This window comes from Hominilimicola sp., from assembly GCF_046972485.1.
GTDB classification, from domain to species: domain Bacteria; phylum Bacillota; class Clostridia; order UBA1381; family UBA1381; genus Hominilimicola; species Hominilimicola fabiformis.
Map to the genome: position 1 here is coordinate 1 of NZ_JBKVWU010000027.1, position 24,367 is coordinate 24,367.

Sequence of the window (24,367 nt, forward strand, 5' to 3'; positions counted from 1 at the left end):
CTCAACAGTAGGCGGCTTGTTCTTGGGTGATATTATGTGCTGGGTAACAAAAGGTAAGGTTAATCCGCTTATCGGAAGTGCCGGCGTTTCAGCCGTTCCTATGGCTGCCCGTGTATCTCAAACAGTAGGACAGAAGGAAAATCCTTCAAACTTCCTTTTGATGCACGCTATGGGTCCTAACGTTGCCGGAGTTATCGGTTCTGCCGTTGCGGCAGGTGTATTCCTTGCAATGTTCGGAAATCTTTAATTAAACAGATAATAAAGGAGTGAAATATAAATGGCAAAGGGAAAGAAAGCTGTAGAAATTACAGAAACAGTCCTAAGAGATGCTCACCAGTCACTTATTGCTACAAGAATGACAACAGAGCAGATTCTTCCTATTGTAGAAAAGCTTGATAACATCGGTTATCATTCGCTTGAGGCATGGGGAGGAGCTACATTCGATGCCTGCCTAAGATTCCTTAACGAGGATCCTTGGGAAAGATTGAGAAAGATTAAGGATAGAGCTAAAAAGACTCCTATCCAAATGCTTTTCAGAGGACAAAACATACTTGGTTACAGACACTATGCTGATGATATAGTTGAATATTTCGTTCAAAAGTCAATCGCAAACGGTGTTGATATACTAAGAATTTTTGACGCTCTTAACGACGTCAGAAACCTTGAATGTGCTATCAAGGCTTGTAAGAAAGAAAAAGGTCATGTACAGGCTACAGTTTGTTACACAACAAGTGAATTCCATACAAACGAAAAGTTCGTTAAAATGGCTAAGCAACTTGAAGAAATGGGTGCAGACTCAATCTGTATCAAGGATATGGCAGGTCTTTTAAGACCATATGTAACATATGACCTTGTAAAGATGATGAAAGAAGAAGTTAAGATTCCTATTCAACTTCATACTCACTACACAAGCGGTGAGGCTTCAATGGTTTACCTAAAGGCTATTGAGGCAGGTGTAGACGTAATCGACTGTGCTATGTCACCGTTGGCTATGGGTACATCACAACCGCCTACAGAGCCTATGGTTGCGGCTCTTCAAGGTACAGAGTATGATACAGGCTACGATTTGGATAAGCTTATCGAAATCTGCGACTACTTCAAGCCGCTAAGAGAAGAATACATTAAGAGCGGTCTTATGAACACTAAGGTTATGGGTGTTGACGTTAATACTCTTAAGTATCAAGTTCCGGGCGGTATGCTTTCAAACCTTGTATCACAGCTTAAGCAACAGGGCAGAGAAGACGCATATGATGAAGTGCTTAAAGAAGTACCTCGTGTTCGTGCAGACTTCGGTTATCCTCCGCTTGTTACACCGTCATCACAGATTGTCGGTACACAGGCAGTACTTAACGTGCTTATGGGTGAAAGATACAAGATGGTTTCTAAGGAATCAAAGGGTCTTGTAAGAGGCGAATATGGTAAGTGCCCTGCTGAAATCTCTGACGAAATCGTTAAGAAGATTATCGGCGACGAAAAGAGAATTACTTGTCGTCCGGCTGACCTATTAAAGCCTGAGCTTGAACAGATGAAGAAAGAATGTGCAGAATGGATTGAACAGCCTGAAGATGTATTGTCATATGCATTGTTCGGTCAAGTTGCCGTTAAATTCTTTGAATACAGACGTGCTCAGAAATATAAAATTGATGCAGATTTAGTGGATATGGAAAATAAGACATATCCGGTTTAATTGCGTGTTTTAGTACCGGACGAAATATTTCGTCCGGTATTTTTTATAAAAATTTTTAAATACAGGAGGATATTATGATTTTTGGATTTATAGGCAGCGGAAATATGGGCGGTGCTATAATCGGTGGAATTATTAATTCTGATATAGCGAGTCCTGAAAATGTAATTGTTTCGGATAAAAATGAGCAGGCGTTAAAGAATATTAATGAAAAATACGGTGTTAAAGTGACATCGGACAATAAAGAAACGGCAGATAAAGCTGATGTATTGTTTTTGTGTGTAAAACCGCAGTTTTTATACGGTGTGATTGATGAAATCAAAAACAGTGTTTCAGATAATACAGTAATCGTTTCAATAGTAGCAGGACAGGCGATAGAAACGATTGAAAAGGCTTTTGAACATAATATTAAACTTGTGCGTGTAATGCCTAATACACCGGCTTTAGTCGGCGAGGGAATGGCGGCATTGACACCGAACAGCAATGTTACAAAAGAAGAAACAGATGTAGTTGTAAACGTGTTTAACAGCTTTGGTAAAGGTGAAGTCGTATCGGAAAATCTTATGGACGCCGTAACAGCTGTCAGCGGTTCGTCACCTGCTTATGTGTTTATGATGATTGAGGCAATGGCAGACGCAGCTGTTATAGGCGGTATGCCGAGAAGTCAGTCATATACATTCGCCGCACAAGCAGTACTTGGAAGTGCAAAGATGGTACTTGAAACAGGCAAACACCCGGGGGAATTGAAAGATATGGTTTGCTCACCTGCCGGAACTACAATAGACGCAGTTGCAATACTTGAAAAAGACGGTTTCAGAAACAGTATCATTGACGCAATGGTAGGTTGTATGAATAAGTCAAAAGAACTTGGGAAAAAATAAGATAAAACAATAACGCCACCGATTTTATTATCGGTGGCGTTATTGTATATGAACGTAACATTGTATTCAAACAATGTTAAATATATTATACACTATTAATTGTAAAAATTCAATAGAAAAATAAAATCTTTTTAAAAATATCTCTGATTTTTAAACATTATCGAAGTATGATATATATTTTACGGGTGCTTGTTTATTAAATAAATACTCATATAAGTCGATAAAATAGTCGTCTGTCATACTTGCGATATAATCCGTCACAATATCATTAAAATCACTGTTTTTTGTATATTCGTATCCCGAAAATCTGTTTGAATAGTCGATTAATTCAATATGATGCTTGAATATCGGCGATGATTTTATGTCATTTTTTAAATCATAAAGCAACTTATTGTATATTTCCTCAAACATCGGTTCAATGGTTTTGTCATATACGTCAGAAATTTTGCTGTTTTGATATATAACACGGAAATTGTCTTTTTTACTGTTTTTTAGTGCTTGATAGTGCTTTTCGTCAAGCTGTATAAAATCTTTGCCGTAACTGTTTTCAACGATATTTACAATAAGATTATTTATAATAGCCGCATTGTATTTTCCTATTTCACTTTCGGCAAAAACACTTTCACTGTCAATCAGCTTGGTTTTTATAGCGTCTTGGCGGTCTTTTCCGATATAAGCAATCATATCCGAAATTCTGACAACACAACCTTCAAGCGTAGATGGTACAAGTCGGTCTATTGCGGATTGGTCAATATAACATTCTTCAACCTTTGCGTCAAAATCCTTGAAATTGTCAAGCTTTGACGGACGGTATTCTTTGCACTCGAACTCACCGTTGTGACAAAGTATTCCGTCAAGTGTTTGAAGGCTGATGTTGAGGTTAAATATTTTATCAAGCACACGCACACTGTGTACGTTGTGATTGAAATATCGTCCCGTATTTGCATGATATGATTCGTTTAAGAATTTTTCGCCCGCGTGACCGAACGGTGTGTGACCTATGTCATGACCGAGTGCGACAGCCTCTATTAAATCAAGGTCAAGACCAAGCATTCTACCTATATTTCGCGCAATTCTTGAAACAAGCTGAACGTGCAGAGCACGGTGCGAAATATCATCGTTTTTATAGAAAGAAAATACCTGTGTTTTGTCGGCATAGCGGTTGTAATACGGACTGTGCATAATTTTTTCAACGTCACGCACAAACGCAGGCCGCCAAAGAGTGGCTCTGTCGTGTTCCTTGTCAATACGGCGGATTGCGTTATCCTTAAAACCGTTGCCGTCAAAAAGTTCTGTATTTATTTTGTTTTGTAATTCATCGGAAAGTTTTTCGTAATTTGAATCTGAACTCATTTTATACCTCCTCATTTCAATTGATTATACCATAAAATGCGGAATATAACAATATTCGTAACAATAAATTAACAATTACAGTAGTGACAATTAAAAAAGAATGTGATATACTATATGTAGTATGAAGAAAATATTAAAGTAAATATAAGGAGCGAGAATTATGAAAAAAGTGCTTTCGGGTATGATTGCGGCAGTTATGACAATATGTATGTCGGTATCTGTATTTGCGTCACCAAATTCAAGCGTATCTATAAAAAATAATGACAGTAAGTCAACCCCTGTTACATATGAATATGCACCCGATCAGTTGGGCGAAACTGTGAGATCGATAAAGCCGTTGATGACAAAACTTGACGATTTGTCTAAACAGTCGTCTGTTGTTCAGACTCTTACAATATCAAGCGAAAGTGCAGAGGGTGATCCGGTAGATTTTAAATTGAGATTGTCTATGTCGGAAAAAATGTCAAACGATGTAAAACCTGAGGCGTTAAAAACACCGTCACCTGACGAATACAACGCTTTGAATTATTATAATATAAAAGTAACGGATTCAAACAATAAGCTTATTTATTCGTATGCGAATGACGACTCTAAAACGGATAACGGTACATATAAAGATATTCCGTTGGGAACAATGAACAGTTCTGCGAATACTGAAAACAAAATTATAAATGTAACGGTATCGGTAAATAAGTCCTTGAAAAATTCTGACGCGGCACAATATGCTGAAAAACTTGATTGGAGCATTGTTTCAAGCGTGAAAAAAACAGAGACTGCCGAGACACCAAAGGCTACAGAAGAAGTTGCAAAAGAAACAACTGCACCGACAACGGAAGTAACAGCGAAGGAAACAACTAATCCGTCTGTAAAAGAGGATAAAAACGGTGTTGTTACATTGGCACAGGGCGAATATATTTGCGGTGAAGATATTGACCCGGGCAGATATACTATGACAGGTAACGGAAAAGTTCATGTTTACACAGAAAACGGTGAATTAAAATCAACAATCGCATTAAAGGATAAAAATTCATCTGCAAATGGGGTTGAGGAATATCTTATAAATTTGACAGACGGTGAAAAGATAAAGGTTGAATCTGAAACTAAATTCACACCGTATACTGCAACTGCGACCGCAAAACCGAAAGCAACCTCAACAGCAAGTTCATCGACAAAAGCTACAACAAAGCCGACAGCCACACCGAAAACAACGGCTAAACCGTCAAAGAACAATCCTAAGACAGGGGACAACACTCCTATCGTAGCATTGGTTTCAGTCGGTATTCTTGCGGCAGGTGCATTTGTGTTTATCGAAATTAAAAAGAGAAAAAACAACTAAACTAAAGTGAAAGGGCGTGTATGATAGTGAAAAAACGACTTACTGTCATACAGGTCCTTTTAGTTTTGATATTTGTAGGGTGCTGCGGTTATCTCGGAAAATATTTTTATGATTCACATAAGGCTGAAAGCGGTTTTGATGAATTGAAAAAAGTGGTTGAGAAAACGGAACGTGCAGACGCAACGGACGGTTATATTGATAAACGTGCGGATAACGGTATGCTTGAATGCTATTATTCGTTGTATCAGCAGAATAATGATATGGTAGGGTGGATAAAAATTCCCGATACACCTGTCGATTATCCTGTGGTAAAGTATAGCGACAATGAATTTTATTTGCATAAGAATTTTAATAAGGAATATCAATTCAGCGGTATACCTTTTCTCGATTATCAGTCGAATGACGAATCGGTGAATAAAATTATTTATGCACATAATATGAAGAACGGTACAATGTTTGCGTCACTTGCCGATTATGAGGATAAAAGCTTTTATGACGCTCATAAAAATATAATGTATGATACTTTGTACGATAAGGGCGAATATGAGATTGTGTATGCGTTTACGACTAAAGTCGGTGCAAGTAATGAATTTAAGTATTACAATTATGCGGATATAGAGTCGGAGGAGCGGTTTAATGAATATGTCACTCAGGCAAAGTCACGTTCGTTTTATGATACAGGTGTAAATACAGTGTACGGCGATAGTCTTATAACACTTTCAACGTGTGCGTATCATACGTCAAATGAAAGATTTGTCGTGATTGCAAGAAAGAAATAAGAAAATACTTGAAATCGGCTTTGAAATATTATATAATATATTGGTATGTTAATAGTGTTTTGCTCTCGTAGTTAAGTGGATATAATAAACCCCTCCTAAGGGTTAGTCACCAGTTCGACTCTGGTCGGGAGTACCAAAACGGCGTGACGATTTTACTGTCAGTAAGCTCGTCACGCTTTCTTATGCGGTTTTTGAGGGTTTCGGATACCCTCTGAATAACCGGCGTTTCATTTACTGTCAGGGGTATTTGTACAGGACTCAAACTGTTGCGGACAATTTAATAGAAATATATAAAAGATGATTTCTGTGATGAGATTATCTGTTTTTTTGTATTTATAGTATGCACGTAAAGATTCTGAATATATTGACATTCAGTCGGTATTCCGATATAATGTTTGTAGATAGCAATAGTATTGAAAGGATGATTAGAAAATGACGCTGCAAAATTTACTTGACCTTGAAAACATCACAAAATATCAGCTCTCAAAAGCAAGTGGTATACCGAAGACTACTGTTATAGATATATGCTCAGGCAAGACAACCATTGAAAAATGTAATGCAAAGACAATACAGCAAATTGCCAGAGCTTTAAACCGTTCTATGGAGGAAATAATGAGGCTTGATAATAGCGAATATCATCCTGATACAGGCATGCCAATTAATGAGGCACATTATGAGTGCGGATTACCAAAAGATTTGAAGAATTCGATTAACAATATGAAGAAATCATGGGAAATTGTAGATAGCGGCAAAAACGATATTCACTGGGATTTATATTGGTGTGAACTTAATGCGGACATAAACTATGCGGAGGTTGAGAACCTTATATCAAGTGAGCAAGCATGGTATTTGCGCAGCAAATATTTAAGAATGAAAAAGGAGGATAATGTATGATTGATTTTACAAATTCAATAAAGAAAAATAAAGCTTATGCAGGGGCAAATGGCAGTAAAATTGCAGTTGTGTATAACGGAGAACAGTATATGCTCAAGTTTCCGCCATTTCCAACTATAAATAAAGGTATAAGTTATACAAACAGTTGTATCAGTGAATATATTGGTTGTAAGATTTTTGAGTCTGTCGGAATACCTGTTCAGGAAACGATATTTGGGACATATACAAGCAATGGAAAAACAAAAATCGTTGTTGCATGCAAGGATTTTACAAAACCCGGTATTACTATTCAGGATTTTGCTTCTTTGAAAAACAGGATTATAGATTCTGAAAGAAATGGCTATGGTATAGACCTTGCTGATATACTTTCAACAATTGAGGCGCAAACTTCAATTGACTCTGAATTGCTAAAAACAAGATTTTGGGATACGTTTATTGTTGATGCGCTTATTGGAAATTGGGACAGACATAATGGAAACTGGGGATTTTTGTACAATGCAAATACTGATGAGGTATCGCTTGCTCCGGTTTTTGACTGCGGCAGCAGTCTTTATCCACAGGCAGATGAGAGCATTATGCAAGCGGTTTTAAATGATAAAAACGAATTAAATCATAGAGTTTTCGATATGCCGCTGTCTGCCATTACTTATAATGGCAAGAAAATAAACTACTTTAAATTCATATCTGCGGCAGAATTTGCTGAATGCAATGAGGCACTGAAAAGAATTACAAGCCGTATAGATATGGAGAAAATTTTTGAGATTATAGACAGCACTCCATCAATAACAGAACTCCAGAAGGATTTTTATAAAGTAATGTTATCTGAGAGAAAAGAACATATACTTGATTTTTCTCTCTTGAATTTACAATATAAGTGAAACAAGTAAAAAAATAATGACTCAAAGGGAAAAATCCAGTATAATAGAATTGCAACGACTATTATTGAAAGGATGATTCCCATGAGCCACTACAAACATTTTACCACAAAAGAACGAGAAAAGATACTATTTTTTCTTGCACAAGAAAAAACAATTAGTTTTATAGCCAAAGAATTGCAGAGAGATAAATCATCGGTATCTCGTGAAATTAAGCGTAATACTAATACTGAAGGCATTTACTCGCCATCATACGCACAAAAGCAACATGAAATTCGCAGACGCAAATGTGGTAGAAAACCATTGTTATTAAATGCAGATATTCATAAAACTGTTCAATTCTTGTTTCTTCAATATCAATGGTCTCCGGAGCAAATTTCATTTCGTTTAAAACATGAGAAAAACCCTATACAAATTAGTTATGCTACAATTTATCGTGGAATATATCGAGGATTTTTAGAAGAAGGGAAATTATCACCGGGGCAGCGAGGGGTTGCAAGAAAGTTAAGACATAGAGGAAAAATCAGACATAAAAATGGTTGTATTGAAACGAGAGGTAAAATTAGTCATCACATTTCAGAACGACCAGAACAAGCAAATCAACGAGAGAGAATAGGCGATTGGGAAGCTGATACTGTTGCAGGCGTAACAGGAAAAGCGTGTTTAGTAACGCTTGTTGACCGAAAGAGTCGTTATTTGTTGTGCGAAAAAGTAGCAAAAAAAGATTCTATCAGTGTAAAACAAGCGATAATTCATATGTTAAAAGATAGTCAACCAAAAACAATTACACCTGATAGGGGCAAAGAATTTTCACGACATGAAGAAATAAGCAAAGCTCTAAATGATGTGCAATTCTATTTTCCTGAACCACATCAACCATGGCAAAGAGGTACTAATGAGAATACTAATGGACTTCTACGCAAATATTTTCCTAAAAAACAGGATTTAACAGAAATTAAACCATCATTAATTAGAGATAAAGCGCTTATTTTAAATCAGCGTCCACGCAAATGCTTGAACTGGAAATCGCCTTTTGAAGTTTATTTTGATATATCGTTGCATTTGACTTGACAATTCAAGACAAAAATCTTTCTGTTTCGTAATTCTCTATATACCCGTCTGTAACCGTAATCCTTGTTTTCTATATGGATTTTAGTGATTTCATCCTCCAACTGTTTATCAGGATTTTCTCTGTCAAATCGTTTTTGCCAATACATATATGTTGCCTTTGGAAAACCGACTACTGCGAGAATGTCTTTTAATTTGAACTGTCCTCGGAGACTGTGGACAATTCTCGCTGTTTTTTCAGAAGAGTTTCCTCCTCTAAACGCAGTCTCCTCAATTCTTTTAAATATGCATTTTCTATTCTAAGTTTAAGTAGTTCGTCTTCAAGTTCTTTGACATGCTCGGCACTTGTATCCACGGGTTTTTCTCCGTCATATTTAGAAGGCTTTTTACATTCTCTTATATCCAATGTTTTCTTACGACCTTTCTTTTTAGGTCTCAAAGCATCAGGTCCGGCAATTCTGAAATCATTGACCCATTTTACAATCAATGATGGATTACTAATTCCTTGTGATAGTGCTAATTCCTGATATGAGACCTCACTTGATAGATACAATTCTACCATAGAAAGCTTAAATTGAAAAGTATATTTCTTATTTTGTCTCGAACGCATTAACCCTTCTTCACCAAATTCTCTGTATGCGTGTACCCATTCTTCAATTCTCCTCTTTGCAGGAATGTTATATTTACTTGCTAAATATCTATACCCACCTTCAGCATTTAGATATGCCTGCACAACCTCCATTTTAAATTCAAAACTATATTTTGCCATGAAAAAACCGACCTCCCAATAGTTAGATTTTTGGTCTAACTTTTGGGGGTCGGTTCAATTGGCTCTTAAAATAAAACCTTGTCTTACAAGTATTCCCCGTTGTGATTACGGAGTAATTCAATAAATTCAATCAACATTTTTCGCTGATTAAGTGATAAAGAAGAAATTAACGATAGTAGTTGATTATAGAATAGCTGGTTGTCGGAAGAAGCTCTATTTGATGTGTTATCTATCAACATATCAATAGTTACGCCTAATGCTTTTGCAATACTATAATATTTATCTAATCGACCGGCGGATTTACCTGTTTCAATTTTAGATAAGTAATTTTTGCTTATATTTGCCTTTTCTGCAATTTCTTCTTGGGTTTTATCAAGTTCAAAACGATATTGTTGTATATGTTTACCTATTGTAGCATAATCAAAATCCAAATAAAACACCACCTTAATAAGAATTGCTTGTATAAATTTTAACATATTTTTTTACCATTTAAAACAACTGTTAGATTGACCAAATAATACTTTCGGATTATATATATTATAAATGGTTTAATGTAATTATATGTTTGGATAATTATTGAAGATGAAATAATAAAAAAGGAGTAAAACAAAATGAAAGAATTAAAATTCAAACCAACAAACAAAACAGTAGATTTTTTTAACGAATTTAGCGTGATTGATAACTTGTCTGTTGAGATAATGTTAAATCGGGTATTATGCTGCGCAATTAACAAAGTTCCTTTTGACGCGGCAATCATACTATTATGGTATGTAATAGTATGTATAGACAATTTAGATAACAGACAGCAAAACGAGCTTATTTTTTCTCTTATATCCCTGCTTATATGCTGTACAATAAACGATGAATTTAGTATAGATAATGCTTTTGAAACGCTTGAAATGACATATAATGACATCGTTAAAACAATTAACGTGAGCAGTGCCAAATCGGATAAAGATATGGAAATACCGCCTAAAATATGTTACGGGGAAAAAATCAAAGTAAAATTAGCGCCCCTTGCTATGAAAATAAAAGAATATAGCAAATTGCAAGGTATAACAGTTGAGGAAGCAATAGAGAAAAAAATTGAGGAAATGAGCCCATATAATCCCAATAAGGCGGAGGAAATTATACTTACTCGTTTTATATATATGGTATCAACACAAATTCCAATACAAGTTAGCAGTACAATTTTTTTATTTATCTCAAATTTAATCTTAAACAATGAAGATATAAACACGCATTTTGAACAGTATATAGAAGAACTTAAAAAGAATTGTATTGAGAGTATGGCGACAAGTTATAAACACCGCAGAATAGAGGAATTAAAAGAAAAAATTTATAAGTAATAATATAAATTAAAATATGTGAGGTGGTTGCTTATGAAAAGAAATTCAGTATTTGCGGTAATATTAGCTTGTGTCTTGTGTCTAATTACAGGTTGCACATCAACATCTAACGTTCCACCACCCACGATTGAGCCGACACCTGTTGTAACCGTACAGCCTACCGAAAGCCCTACCGAAACACCTGTATCAGAATTAACCGTACATTTTATAGATGTCGGGCAAGCGGACGCGGCAGTATTACAATGCGGTGATGATACAATGATGATTGACGGCGGAAATGTTGCAGACAGCAGCTTGATTGTCGCTTATCTTAAAAAGCTGAATATTGATAACATAGATTATATGGTATGCACTCACGCGCATGAAGATCACGTCGGCGGTTTGTCCGCTCCGCTTTCCGTAATGCCCGTTAGCGCAGTATATGCTCCTTCTGCGGAGGCGGACAGCAAGGCATATCAGAATTTCAAGCGAAAGGCGGCAGACCAAAATACAGAAATAATGCACCCTGAAAATTACGAGAGTTTTCCGTTTGGAAGCGCAAGGGTAGAAATTCTTGCTTGCCCTGATAATGCGGATAATCTCAATAACACATCAATTATTTTAAAGGTAACGCACAAAAATAAGTCTTTTCTATTTACGGGCGACGCGGAGCGTGAGGAAGAACAAACGCTGTTAGACAGAGGATTATTAAAATCTGATGTTCTCAAGGTCGGTCATCACGGCTCGGACACATCAACATCATATCCGTTTTTACGCGAGGTAATGCCTGAATATGCGGTTATATCCGTCGGGAAAGATAATTTATACGGACACCCTACGGAAGCCGTTTTGATCCGTTTAAGGGACGCAGATGTGCAGGTGTACAGAACAGACCTGCAAGGCGATATAATTATGATAAGCGACGGCGATAACATTACTGTTACCACCGTAAAGAATGAGGATATACAGACAAACGAAACGGCGGTAGAATATGAAGAGGGAAATTATATCGGCAATAAAAACTCAAAGAAATTTCACCGTCCCGATTGTCATACACTTCCGGCAGAGAAAAACCGTGTTTAATTTAAAAGCCGCGCGGACGCTGTAAATTCAGGATATTCTCCCTGTAAAAATTGTTGCTCTTGAACAAGGAAGATTTTAGTATGATATATTAGATTCTGTTAATTTTTGTACTCTCTATTGTAATAGCGATTGGAATTTATATATGGGTAATATTCAATAACAATAAATAGATAGAAAAAGCTTAAAAATACAGATAGTATCCTTGCATTAGCGTAGTTTCACCCAAACGGTAGTTTGGATTTAAGAGAATAGATGCTATTGAAATTCAAAGTTGTTTATATTTTACTAAAAGCAGTATTATGTAATTACCCCCCCAAACACCATATTTTTATCACTTGTGTATTCTCTGTTAAAAAGTTATAATTAATATATAGATTTAAAGGTACAATTAGGGAATATGTACTAAAATAAATAGGGAGGACTATTAAAGATGAGTATGTCAACAAAAAGATTGATTGTGTTAACTATGTTAATATCAACGTCATTATTGATTTTTTCGCCTTTTCAAGCATTAGGGTATTCCGCCGATTCGAAATTAAACATTTCCCGATGTGAAATAAAGGATCAGACTCTATTTTATGAAGGAAGTTTTTCTGATAAAAGACCGATTACGATTATGGCGAGAAACAAGGAAAATCCTTTAGACATAAGATATATGAGGATTATTACACCTGATGCAGAGGGTAGCTTCAGAAACAATATTAAATTCTATGATGAAGAAATTTCTGCCGATTTATTTGAAATGGAAGTTTTATTTCAGGCTGATGAAGATGTGCCAGTAGTTTCGTTTGAATTGCCGTATTTCAATAAGACAAAGAAAACTGAAAGTATAAATGAAATGATTAAAAGTAGTAAGGGAATTTTGGACTTTATGACATCTGATGAGGATTCAATAAAAATATATAATAATATGGGTGTGCAATTGGACTTATATAATAAACAGGATTTGACAACAAAGAATAAAATTAATATTTCTGCAAATAGTTATAAGTCTTCTGTAACGACAGAAAATGTGGTTGAAATTGCTAATGGTTCAATTTATACAGTTCTCGCAAATAGGGCAAATGCTATAGAATTAAAAGATTTGATATATGAGTTCGATATTAACTCAAAAGCTTTGTTTGTCAAAAAAAATGCGATAGCAAATACTGAACGATTTAGCAAACTAAGTGCTAAGGATCAGGAATGGATAGCTACAAATGTATATTCAAACATGCCTAAGGGAGGCTTTAATGACTATGGTGAATTCTATAAAGCAATCAGAAACAGTATGTTTTTAAGGTTTGCAAACACTACTCATTATATGGAATTAAACGAACTGATTTTATCAAATACAGATATTTTGGAAAATGAAATGAATCAACTTAAAAATGAAACCAATACTAATATTTTAGATGCAGCAATGGCCGACGTTAAAAGGCAGTCAGCCCAAACAAATTTTAGTGACATAAAAACATTTATTCAGGTTGTAAATGATGCTTTAATTAAAGCAAAAAGCGGAACTGGTATAGGAAATGGTTCTGGAGGAGGAAGTGGCTCAAGTGGAGGAAGTGGCTCAAGTGGAGGAAGTGGCTCAGGAACGGGATTTCAGATAACTATTCCTTCTGCAACTAACAACAGTTTAATTCAAGGAAACATTAAAGATAATAAAAGTGATACTTTTAATGATCTTGCAGGATATGATTGGGCTGCCGATGCAATTAAGGAGCTTAATGCAAAAGGAATAGTCAAAGGAATTTCTAATGAAAAATTTGAACCAGGCAGAAATATAACTCGAGAGGAATTTGTCACACTAATTTGCAGAGCCTTCAACCTTGGCACTAACCAAGCAAGTGTGTCATTTAATGATGTACATTCAGGAGATTGGTTTGCACCATATGTTTGCTGTGCAGTAGAAATGGGAATTATTTATGGGTTATCAGATGACGAGTTTGGAGCTGGAATTAATATAACAAGAGAAGATATGGCGGCAATAGTATATAGGACGATAGAAAAAATGGGCATTGAAATATCAGATGTTGGAGAGCTTTTTGCAGATGATAATGACATATCCGAATATGCAAAATATCCAATAAAAGTGCTTTCGGGAAACCACATTATAAGTGGTATTGGTGATAATATGTTTGCGCCTAAGAAAAATGCAAGACGTGCAGAAGCGGCAGTCATAATTCATAGGTGTATGGAAAAATTCGGTATATAATCAGGGAGGGAAAATAAATGAAATATAGATTACTATCATTTTGTATGGCAGTTTTGCTTCTAATCTCCATGATATCTGTCCCACGTATAGAAGCAGCAAATAGTACAGAAACTTTTAAAGACAGCGCAGACACAAAAATAGTTAAACTTTTAGAAGCACTTGGACTAATGGAGATTGATTCAGAAACCGGATTTTTTTGGGATGAAATGCCAGTTAAAAGGAGCGAGCTTGCAAAAATTATTTGTAAGATGTTTAATATTAGCGAAACAAAAGATGCTTCACCTCATTTTACAGATGTAAGTGATTATGACCGTGCATATATTGAGACAGCGATTCGTAACGGTTACATGTCAGGTTATGATAATGAGAAATTTGGACCTGATGATTATGTTACTAATATACAGCTTATTAAAACCTTTGTAACTGCTTTAGGCGGAGATGCTGCCGCACAATCTCAAGGTGGCTATCCGGGTGGATATATAACCATAGGCAATATGCTTGGTTTACTTAAAGGAAAGGCTGTTGCAAATGAAAATATTTCCCGTCGTATAGATGTGGCAAATATAATATATACAGCATTACATGCAGATGTTTTGGAAATAGCGGGATCCGTAGGAAATAATATAAATTATAAAACAGTTGAAGGATATACTTTTTTAACTGAAAAACGTAATATTTATCGAGTAAAAGGTATTATTAGTCAAAATGAAGCTACATCTCTTAATCGTGATAACGGTCTTGGAGAAGGAAATGTAAAGATTGGAACAGAAATACATTGTGATGATAAACATTTGACAGATGATTATTTGGGATGTAATGTGGAATGTTATGTTGAAATTCCAAAAGGAGACTCGGTAGGCAAAATATTATATATTCAAGAAACATCAAAAAATAAGATGATAACCGTTACTGATGAAGATATTATAGATGTTGATGAAATCAAAGTTAGATATTATGATCAAAATAATCGTAAGCGCAATATTAATATGGATGTAACCTATGATATGATTTATAATGGCAAAGCGGTTGACCATATAAGTGGCGAAAAGCTGGAGCGATTGCCGTATTTAGATATGGCTGATATAAAGTTTATTGATAATGATGACGATAATGTATATGAAGTTGTTGTTGTTACAGAGTATATCACTCGGGTTGCATATTCAGTAAATGAAGAAGAGGAGAAAATATCATTCCAATTCGATGAAAAGCAACTGAAATTGAGTGATAGCTTTTATCGTATTTACAATGACAGCGGCGAAGTAAAATTAAGCGATATAAATAAAGATGATGTGCTGTTGATAGCAATCTCTGAAAATGATGATAATGAAAAAGTAATAAAGTGTAGAATAAGTAATCAGAAAATACAAGGAACTATAAAATCAATACATAAAGATTCTAATGATAACAAATTTCGCGTGACTATTGGAGAAAAAGAATATATAACAAGCAGCTATTGCAAGAATCTGGAAAGTAAAAACAAAATTCCTAAGATAGAAGCAGGAATATCGGGAGTGTTTTACCTTGATTCAAGAGGGAATATTGCATATTTAGATAGCCGTAGCGGAGGAGAACAGGTTGCATTTCTTATAGATAGCTCAATATACACAGAGGATGATGGAAGTGATGCTATTTGGATTAAGTTGTTTGATGAACAAAGGAAATTTAAAAAGTTTGAGGTTAAGGATTCAATACGTATAAATTCTAAAAAGATAAAAATACAAAATATTAGCAATGAAATAAAAGAAAAATTAAATATGCAGGGGCTTATTAAGTATTCAGAAGTAGATGGTGAACTTAAAGAAATAATTTTACCGGAGCAGGGATATGATGCTCAAAAATTTTCGTTGGATGATGAACGTACTATGTTGTGTACTCATGATAAAGTTTTAGATGATAGATATTTTGTAGAGCCTGATGCAAAAATATTCTATATACCAAACATATCCAAAGAAGATGATAGTTATAAACAAATAATGAACAATAATGGACTATTATGGGTTTTACAATCGGATTTTGTCTCAAATAAAAATAATTATGAGGTATCGTTATATGATGTTGCAGAAAATGGCGGAGTCAAATATATTTTAATAAGATATGCCTATAGTACTGGTGGTAATCTTATTGGAGCAGGTCACGAAATGATAGCAGTTAACGAAGTAGATATGTTTTATGACGAGGAAGAAGGAGAAGAAAACTATCAGATACAGGGTTGGAATGAAAGAGGTGAGCTTAAATCTATTAAATTATCAGAAGCGTCAACAATAAACGCTAAAATAGCGATAGTGGATGAAGAAAAAGGAATAAAAAATTATGATTTGCAAAGTTTACGGAAGGTGAGACCTGGAGATATTGTTCAGGTGCATTGGGATAGCAAGGGACGATGTGATGATATGTGGATACAGCATTCTTTGGAAGATACAGATTATTATTCACCGGTTCTTATAGATTTTGATACAGCTAACAGTAGTCAGCGATGTATTTATGGACAGTCTGTATTTGTTTCAGAATCAAATGTTATTGTCAGCGGAAAGCCAGATGAATATTCGGGACCCACTTCAAAAGGAAGTAAATATATAGGAAATACATCGGAAGCTATATACAAATGGACAGGAAGACAGTATGAAAAAATTAATTTTAATGATATAGAAAGAGGTAATAGTGTTTTTGCAGCTGTGGGAGCAAACAATAACACAAGAATATTAGTTGTTTATGAGTGAGGTGAATGAATCTTGAAAGGATATTTATTAAGAAAGACAGTAACGATTATGGTGACTGTTGTCACTGCAGTGCAATGTATGGGTGGCATAGTGAGTGTATCAGCAGACGAAACATCAGTATCTGAGAAGAAAACAAGATACGAAATGACGGAATCAATAGGGAAATGTAATGGACAGCAGGGATATGACGGCTGGTATTATTATAGCAAAAATGGTGACAGCGGAGAACTTACAGAGCTTCCGTGGGATGAGAGCGTTGAACAGGCTAGTTTTGGGAAAGGAGGCACTCCTACTATTAGTTTTATTCACATGACTCCTCAATATAATACTTCTGCAGTATTGGCATGGAAGGCACCTTACAGCGGAACGGTAACGCTTAAGATGACAGATGATATGTTTAGAGTTTCTTCCTATGATGGCGGAGATAATGTTGTTGCTTCAATAAAGCTAAATAATGAAAAAATAAAGAAAGATGATGGAACGGATGCGGAATGGGTATTTGATAAAACAAAAAATGAAAACAACAGTAAAACAAATTATACAATAGCGAATGTGCATGTAAACAAAGGCGATATATTGTATCACGAAGTAGATTGCGGGTTAAATCCCGGTGCTGCGACGATATGGTGGAGACCTGTTGTTGAATATACAGATTTTGATGCAGAAAAGCCTGACCCGACAGTGACACCAACGATAGAGCCAACAGCCACTCCAGAGGCTACCGCAACGCCGGAGCCTGATACTGAAAGAAAAACAGTATTTAAAAAAGTGGATGCATTTAATGAATGCGGCGGTAAACAAGGCAAAGACGGCTGGTATTTTATGTACAAGGACAGTAAGGGCGCATACATAGACATGACATGGACGGACAATCATTTTAAAGGTTTGGACGGAGGAAACATAAATGAACATTTTATAGTACCCGGTTATGCTGCACCTGCTGCTATTGGCTGGGAGGCACCGTATACAGGAACTGTAACCTTAACTGCTCAGGATAATACTGTGTATCGTGACGGACCATAGCCGAAAGGAGAAGATGTAATTGCAACAATGAAGTTGAATAATGAGATTTTAACAGATGATAACGGTAAAGAAACACGGTGGGTATTTGATAACACATGTTATAATGGTTCTGGAAATCAGTCATATACTGTGACAAACCTTCACATTAATAAAGGAGATATGATATACCACGAGGTAGATTGCGGAACAAACAATACCGGCGCGGCAATTTACTGGAAACCGATTATAACGTATACATATATGGAGCCTGATGCAGAAAAGCCTGACCCGACAGTGACACCAACGATAGAGCCAACAGCCACTCCAGAGGCTACCGCAACGCCGGAGCCTGATACTGAAAGAAAAACAGTATTTAAAAAAGTGGATGCATTTAATGAATGCGGCGGTAAACAAGGCAAAGACGGCTGGTATTTTATGTACAAGGACAGTAAGGGCGCATACATAGACATGACATGGACGGACAATCATTTTAAAGGTTTGGACGGAGGAAACATAAATGAACATTTTATAGTACCCGGTTATGCTGCACCTGCTGCTATTGGCTGGGAGGCACCGTATACAGGAACTGTAACCTTAACTGCTCAGGATAATACTGTGTATCGTGACGGACCATAGCCGAAAGGAGAAGATGTAATTGCAACAATGAAGTTGAATAATGAGATTTTAACAGATGATAACGGTAAAGAAACACGGTGGGTATTTGATAACACATGTTATAATGGTTCTGGAAATCAGTCATATACTGTGACAAACCTTCACATTAATAAAGGAGATATGATATACCACGAGGTAGATTGCGGAACAAACAATACTGGTGCGGCAATTTACTGGAAACCGATTATAACGTATACATATATGGAGCCATATCATCTTGAGGGAGATGGCAGTCAGGAGAACCCATATCTGATAGATTCGACAGATGGTCTTAATGCGCTTGCAGACGTTATAGCTACAACAGATAAACCAATATATTCAAAGTTTACGGCTGATGTTAAGGCGAGTGGAAATACAAGACCTATTGAGGAGTATACGGGAACTATCGATGGTAATAATCACAAGCTTACTCTAAAAGGACATACGCTTATAGAAAAGGCAAAAGGTGAAGTTATAATAAAAAATCTCATAATTGACGGAAGTGTAAACGGCAGTAATAATACAGCGGCATTTATCGGCAATACCGATGTTGATGCAAATAATAATATAATAATAGAAAATTGCGGAAATGCAGCAGTAATAAAAGCATCAGGAAATAATGCGGCAGGCTTTGTCGGATGGATAGGTGAAAATGACAAGCTCTGTATTAAAAATAGTTATAATTATGGCTCGGTAACAAGTAATGAAAACGGTGCAAATCCCTTTGTAAATTCTAACGAGTTATCAGAAATTATTTATGAAAATTGTTATTATCTCAAGGATAGTGCAAAAGCAAACGGAACCCCTGTTAATCCACAGATAAGTATATCAAAAACGGAACAAGAATTTACAAACGGCGATGTTACATATAATCTTGGTAATGCTTTTGGACAAAAGCTTACAGATCCAAAAGACAAATATCCTGTACCCCGAACAGCAGATAATGGAGTATATAGAAAAGGAAATGTTTATACAAACAAATTGATAGAAACTTCTGATCTTAAATTTAGTATGCAATCCTCATTTGGACAACAGAGCAAAGATGGATGGTATTATTTGCAATATAATGATGCTACGGGAGTATATGACGAACTATCATGGCTTGACAATTATTATGCAGCAAAGGATAATTCGGGCAATGTGACAAGTTATATAACACAGCAGGGAATAATTCAACCTACTCTTTCGGCATGTATAGGCTGGAAAGCGCCTATGGCGGGAAAAGTGAGACTTACAACAGGAACAAACATCTTCAAAATAGGAAAAGGCGCCGCGACAACAGTTAAAATAATAATAGACGGCAAGAGTATTTGGCAAGAAACAATACCGGGTGACCAGATAGACGAAAGTAAAGGTATTAAACATGATATTATGGTAGATGTTGGATGCGGAGATATGATATACTTTGACGTTTCAGCAAAGGATCCAACAAGCGCTGCTGTGTTTTGGACGCCGCAGGTTGAATATATCCAAACGGCAAAATTTACAGCGAATGATAAACAAATACTAAATATTTCTGAAATAAACAATGGTAATCGTATTGAATGTCTTTTTTATGACGCAGGAATACTTGAAAAGAAATCAAACGCGTATCTTGCGTTCTATGATAAAAACGGTACCATGGTGAAACTTTCTGAGGCTGCATTTGTTGGCGGAAATTCCAAAGGAAGCGGATGTATATTATCATTTGATATTGATTTTGTTTATGAAGATTATAAGGATTGTGAGCTTAGTCTAATGATAATCAATGGCGATGGTAAAAATATAAATCCAATAGTAAAGCATAATTTATACAGTGTTAAATAGAAAAGATTGACTTTACTATAGCCGTAATGGCAGAAAGGAAGTATGGCATGAAAAAAATTGTTTGTATATTGATAATGCTGGTTATTTTCTGTTCAACATGTAGTTTTGCAGCGGATAGTCCAAGCATAGCCTCGTATACGGCGGCATTTTCTGAAACACAGGGAGCTAATTGTTTTTATTTCTGTGAAAGTAAAAGCGGTCAGATTGAAGAGCTTATCTATAATGTAGAAGCAAACGGAAACAAAAGGTGGATATCTCAAAGCGGAGAATATCCAATGCTTACTACGGTCTATGCAACGCCCGGCGGAGCGTCAGACTATGAGATAATGTTTGTTTCGCCAATGAGAGGAACTGTTCAATTAAAGGGAGTTGTAAAACGCGCGCCGGATAATATAGGAGATTCAACGTTTGGAGATGGTGTAAAGCTTAATATTCTAAAAAATAGCCGTGTTATTTGGAGTGGAAGTATAGATTCCGATGAGGCTTCGGCGGAGTATGATGTAACAGCGTCACTTGCGGTGGGAGATAAATTACATTTTGTAATTAACTGTGGGCAGCATAATTATTATGATGCTACTGAATGGTATCCGACCGTAAATTACACTTCAAATGAATATATTCGTGATGAGTTTGATCCGGTTTATTTTCAGAAACGTGATGATACAATGAAGGAACTTGAATTTTCCGAATCAGCAGACGGATACATGGCAGATGACGGGGTTGCGTTTGTGAGCGATCAAGCGGTAATGCCGAGTGACCAATATTCAGTTGTAAAGAGGTTTAAAATCGGAGAAATGGGGCGATATCGTGTATATGCTCCTGTAACATCAAATAGCGCAACAGGCTTTGGCAATATTATAAAAGTATTCAAAAATGATGAAGAGATTTGGAAACAGCTAATTGTTCCGGGGAAAACAAATACGCTTGATATTGGTGTTTTTGCACAAAAGGATGATTATATTGATGTGGAAGTAGGCGTAAACGAATATGCCGGATTTAATCGGTGCGAATGGACTTGTGATGCGACTAAATATATGGGTAAACTATTTAAGACGTGCGATACAAGTGCTGGTGAAAAATATACCGTACAGAAGGAATATTCGCTTAGTTCGTTCATTCAGAAATCAAAAACTGATAAAGTCGGGATATACAGTGAAAAATATTCTAAGGTTCCTATGATATATAATAGTGCATCACAAAGATGGGAAAGTGGAGTTTCTGGAGAAAAAGATTATGTAAGTGAAACAAAGGTGGGACCTGGAGTAACAACAAACGCAATTATTGATATAAAACTTCCGGAGGACGGTATTTTGAAATTAGGTGGACTGCTCAATATTGATTCGGCTTCTGATGGTGTTTTGACAAAAATCTATTTAAACGGGCGTATTCTTTGGTCAAACCGCGTAGGAAGCGAGCAATCGCTGAGATGGGATGATAAATATGATGAAGTCTATTTCCTTAATAATATAAATGCAATGGCAAAGGTAAAATCCGGAGACACACTGACATTTGTATTTAATAAATGGCGAGACGACTGGAACGACAATGTTGATATAACAGATGTAAAGCTTATGTATGTCGAGGGTGATGTGCTTTCTGAAACAACCAAATGGAAACTAAAAAACAGCATGATTATTGATACAACTACAGGTAAACTTTGTAATAATGGTACAAGTGTTGGAAATGTTAATATTACGGTGAATAATGGGACATCTTATATAGCAAAATCTGATGTAAAAAAAGTATTCGGTAATAAGTCAACCGTAATTTTAGAACAGTACACAAATGATGACAAGATACCTGTAAGAGATGCCGCAAAATTGGCGGGAAAATCACTTTTTTGGGCGGCAGATAAAATGATAATACTTTATGACGGAATATCGGTATTTTACGGATATCCCGAAGAATGTGAGATTCGGACACAGTTAGAGCTGGGAGGTGGTTTATTTGAATAAGAAGATTACCGCGCTGATTTTAATGCTGGCAATGTTTGTTTGCACAGCTTCGGCTTTTGCGAAACAGCAGGATATTAGCGAAAAGACGGAAGTTAAAGTAGCAGAAGCGGCATATGGAACACCTGTTATCGACGGAGAAATAGATAATATCTGGAATAGTACAAACTATAATGTATTAGATAATATTTTGGGAGGAGATAATACATTTTATAAAGGGTGGTTTAAAGTCCTTTGGGATGATAAGAATATATATATTCTTGCTAAAGTTTATTCGGAACAATTCAGTAATATGGACTCCTCTCCGTGGGAAAATGATTCTGTTGAATTTTTTATCGATGAGAATTGCATGCGTACAACAAAGTATTTTGATGATGATTACCAGCTTCGTATTGGATTTGATTCTGCCTTAACGGCAAGTAATTATGATGTCGGTAAAATGAACGGCGCGGCAAAAAAATCGGATGATTATTACATTGCCGAGTTGTCGTTTCCTTTTAAAACAGTGACACCTCATGAAAATATGGAAATGGGTTTTGATGTTCTGGCAAACGCTTCCAAAATGATAGGCTTTGCAAGAACGCTGTATACTTGGAATGTTAAATCCGGCTCACCACAAATCGATACATCAACTCATGGAACCTTGATTTTAAGAAAAAATGTTTCCATAAAGGATTTTGATGAACCGGTATATGAACCAAGAAAGATTGAGGTTGATTTTAATGGTATCAGTCAAGAAGAAACGATTAAGTATCTTGATAATATAACAACAACCTTTAATGGAAAAGAATATAATTATCCTATAGTTCTTGTAAATGAATATCCGAGTATGGAAATAAATAATCTGGCAAACGTAATAGGTGGTAAAACAAATGGAAACTCACTGATGATAGGCAATATAAAATTGACATACACGGAGAACAGTCGTCTTGCAGGTTATGGTGATGGACACTTAATGTTAGACAGAAGTCCCAAAAGCGTGAACGGAAAATTATATGTTCCGTTGAATTCACTTCTTCCGACGACGGGATGGACTGTTGATTATCGTAGATTTGATAATTTGATTACGATAGAAACAGGAACAACCTATCCTGAATCGCAGGTGACGATATATGTGAAGGATTATGGCGCTGTAGGTGATGGAAACATATATGACAGAGATGCGGTTCTTGCTGCATTTAAAGCGGCTGCTGCACTGGCAGAACAGGGGACACCGTCTAAGCTTGAATTTGAAGCAGGGAAAACATATAAAATAAATGAAAAGCAAGATGCATTTGCGCTCTTTGATTTAGATAATATAAATAATTTTACTATTGAGGGCAACGGAAGTACAATATTGTTTGAAAGACCGACAAATAGTCTTATAAATATTGAGGATTGTACAAATATTAAAGTAAGAAATCTGAATGTTAAGTATGATGAAAGAGTAATAATTTGGGGAACGGTTAAAGAAACAAGTGCGGAGGAAAATGCCATATATATAGATATTCCGGAGGACAGTCCTCTTCCGGCAGATGATGAATGGGCGCATTATTATTGTTCAAACCCATCTGACGGACCGTGGATTTTTGCTAATATTATGAATGCGGAAAAAGAAATTCCCGGATTTATGCCATTTGACGCATTGATGATAAATTCTGTGGAAAAGGTACAGGGCAGGGAATACAAGGTTGTATTCAGGGATTCAATCGAAACATATTGTCCGCTTATAAAAAAAGGAGACCGCTTGCCGTTTAAAAGCCGCTGGAATTCATATGATTTCGGAGAATATAACAAATACGGACGCCCTGATCTTTTGACCGTAAGTTACAGTAAAGATGTAACCTTTGAAGGAGTGAAAACTACAAATTCTTTACTTATGTTAGCGCCTATATCAAATAATTGTGGAAGAATAATATTTAGAAATTGTGAAATGTCATTAGCCCCGGGTGCGATTATAACATCAAGCGCAGACGGAATCCATTTAGGAAGTAATCGATTTGGAGT

At 35.9% G+C, this 24,367-nt stretch carries 21 protein-coding genes and 1 tRNA gene; 18 read left to right on the forward strand and 4 right to left on the reverse strand.

The genetic code is table 11. The annotated features are described in order from the left end of the window. From ACLTU0_RS04780 to proC, 3 genes are all read left to right on the forward strand, one after another. On the forward strand, positions 1-247 hold a 247-nt coding region (locus ACLTU0_RS04780; protein WP_412321542.1), incomplete at its 5' end, for a sodium ion-translocating decarboxylase subunit beta. Between the two features lie 30 nt (positions 248-277). Beyond that, on the forward strand, positions 278-1,687 hold the full coding sequence (locus ACLTU0_RS04785; RefSeq protein ID WP_022228757.1) for an oxaloacetate decarboxylase subunit alpha: 1,410 nt from the start codon (positions 278-280) through the stop codon (positions 1,685-1,687). A gap of 74 nt (positions 1,688-1,761) precedes the next feature. Beyond that, positions 1,762-2,565, forward strand: a complete 804-nt coding sequence (proC, locus tag ACLTU0_RS04790; protein ID WP_412321543.1) for a pyrroline-5-carboxylate reductase — start codon at positions 1,762-1,764, stop codon at positions 2,563-2,565. 150 nt (positions 2,566-2,715) lie between these two features. On the opposite strand, the gene ACLTU0_RS04795 is transcribed toward proC, so the two are convergent. Continuing rightward, a complete protein-coding gene (locus ACLTU0_RS04795) occupies positions 2,716-3,918 on the reverse strand; it encodes a deoxyguanosinetriphosphate triphosphohydrolase family protein (RefSeq protein WP_022228759.1) in 1,203 nt (400 codons plus the stop codon). 160 nt (positions 3,919-4,078) lie between these two features. Here ACLTU0_RS04795 and ACLTU0_RS04800 point away from each other — a divergent pair, with 160 nt between their 5' ends. The 6 genes from ACLTU0_RS04800 to ACLTU0_RS04825 all read left to right on the forward strand — a co-directional run bounded on the left by ACLTU0_RS04800 (position 4,079) and on the right by ACLTU0_RS04825 (position 8,873). Continuing rightward, the gene (locus ACLTU0_RS04800; RefSeq protein ID WP_412321544.1) at positions 4,079-5,254 is read left to right on the forward strand and encodes a hypothetical protein; all 1,176 of its coding nucleotides are present in this window, start codon (positions 4,079-4,081) and stop codon (positions 5,252-5,254) included. Between the two features lie 26 nt (positions 5,255-5,280). Then, the gene (gene srtB, locus ACLTU0_RS04805) at positions 5,281-6,033 is read left to right on the forward strand and encodes a class B sortase (RefSeq protein ID WP_412321545.1); all 753 of its coding nucleotides are present in this window, start codon (positions 5,281-5,283) and stop codon (positions 6,031-6,033) included. 61 nt (positions 6,034-6,094) lie between these two features. After that, a tRNA-Arg gene (locus ACLTU0_RS04810) sits at positions 6,095-6,169 on the forward strand. A 296-nt stretch (positions 6,170-6,465) separates the two neighbouring features. After that, on the forward strand, positions 6,466-6,927 hold the full coding sequence (locus ACLTU0_RS04815; RefSeq protein WP_412275924.1) for a helix-turn-helix domain-containing protein: 462 nt from the start codon (positions 6,466-6,468) through the stop codon (positions 6,925-6,927). Beyond that, positions 6,924-7,805: a HipA domain-containing protein gene (locus ACLTU0_RS04820; RefSeq protein WP_412321546.1), complete on the forward strand. Its 882-nt coding sequence runs from the start codon at positions 6,924-6,926 to the stop codon at positions 7,803-7,805. Before ACLTU0_RS04815 ends, ACLTU0_RS04820 begins: the two co-directional genes overlap by 4 nt. A gap of 81 nt (positions 7,806-7,886) precedes the next feature. Then, a complete protein-coding gene (locus ACLTU0_RS04825; RefSeq protein ID WP_412321547.1) occupies positions 7,887-8,873 on the forward strand; it encodes an IS30 family transposase in 987 nt (328 codons plus the stop codon). Here ACLTU0_RS04825 and ACLTU0_RS04830 read toward each other — a convergent pair. From ACLTU0_RS04830 to ACLTU0_RS04840, 3 genes are all read right to left on the reverse strand, one after another. Continuing rightward, positions 8,843-9,019 (reverse strand): IS3 family transposase, encoded by a 177-nt coding sequence (locus ACLTU0_RS04830; RefSeq protein ID WP_412321548.1) that lies wholly within the window; start codon positions 9,017-9,019, stop codon positions 8,843-8,845. The two genes, ACLTU0_RS04825 and ACLTU0_RS04830, sit on opposite strands and share 31 nt — an antisense overlap. A 41-nt stretch (positions 9,020-9,060) precedes the next feature. Next, positions 9,061-9,639, reverse strand: coding sequence for a helix-turn-helix domain-containing protein (locus tag ACLTU0_RS04835; protein ID WP_117965014.1), 579 nt, complete (start codon positions 9,637-9,639; stop codon positions 9,061-9,063). 83 nt (positions 9,640-9,722) lie between these two features. Then, positions 9,723-10,070, reverse strand: a complete 348-nt coding sequence (locus ACLTU0_RS04840) for a helix-turn-helix domain-containing protein (protein ID WP_412321549.1) — start codon at positions 10,068-10,070, stop codon at positions 9,723-9,725. Between the two features lie 180 nt (positions 10,071-10,250). On the opposite strand from ACLTU0_RS04840, the gene ACLTU0_RS04845 reads away from it, so the two are divergent. From ACLTU0_RS04845 to ACLTU0_RS04885, 9 genes are all read left to right on the forward strand, one after another. Beyond that, on the forward strand, positions 10,251-10,988 hold the full coding sequence (locus ACLTU0_RS04845; RefSeq protein WP_412321550.1) for a hypothetical protein: 738 nt from the start codon (positions 10,251-10,253) through the stop codon (positions 10,986-10,988). Between the two features lie 33 nt (positions 10,989-11,021). After that, positions 11,022-12,050: a ComEC/Rec2 family competence protein gene (locus ACLTU0_RS04850; protein ID WP_412321551.1), complete on the forward strand. Its 1,029-nt coding sequence runs from the start codon at positions 11,022-11,024 to the stop codon at positions 12,048-12,050. Between the two features lie 430 nt (positions 12,051-12,480). Continuing rightward, the gene (locus tag ACLTU0_RS04855) at positions 12,481-14,250 is read left to right on the forward strand and encodes an S-layer homology domain-containing protein (protein WP_412321552.1); all 1,770 of its coding nucleotides are present in this window, start codon (positions 12,481-12,483) and stop codon (positions 14,248-14,250) included. 17 nt (positions 14,251-14,267) lie between these two features. Next, positions 14,268-16,967, forward strand: a complete 2,700-nt coding sequence (locus tag ACLTU0_RS04860) for an S-layer homology domain-containing protein (RefSeq protein ID WP_412321553.1) — start codon at positions 14,268-14,270, stop codon at positions 16,965-16,967. 12 nt (positions 16,968-16,979) lie between these two features. Beyond that, complete coding sequence (locus tag ACLTU0_RS04865; protein WP_412321554.1) at positions 16,980-17,990, forward strand: hypothetical protein; 1,011 nt, start codon at positions 16,980-16,982, stop codon at positions 17,988-17,990. Positions 17,991-18,017: 27 nt separating this feature from the next. Then, on the forward strand, positions 18,018-18,605 hold the full coding sequence (locus ACLTU0_RS04870; RefSeq protein WP_412321555.1) for a hypothetical protein: 588 nt from the start codon (positions 18,018-18,020) through the stop codon (positions 18,603-18,605). A 27-nt stretch (positions 18,606-18,632) separates the two neighbouring features. Then, positions 18,633-20,429 (forward strand): hypothetical protein, encoded by a 1,797-nt coding sequence (locus ACLTU0_RS04875; protein ID WP_412321556.1) that lies wholly within the window; start codon positions 18,633-18,635, stop codon positions 20,427-20,429. A 47-nt stretch (positions 20,430-20,476) separates the two neighbouring features. Then, entirely contained in the window at positions 20,477-22,384 is a 1,908-nt protein-coding gene (locus ACLTU0_RS04880; protein ID WP_412321557.1) for a hypothetical protein, read from the forward strand. Then, on the forward strand, positions 22,377-24,367 hold a 1,991-nt coding region (locus ACLTU0_RS04885), incomplete at its 3' end, for a sugar-binding protein (RefSeq protein WP_412321558.1). The genes ACLTU0_RS04880 and ACLTU0_RS04885, both read left to right, overlap by 8 nt.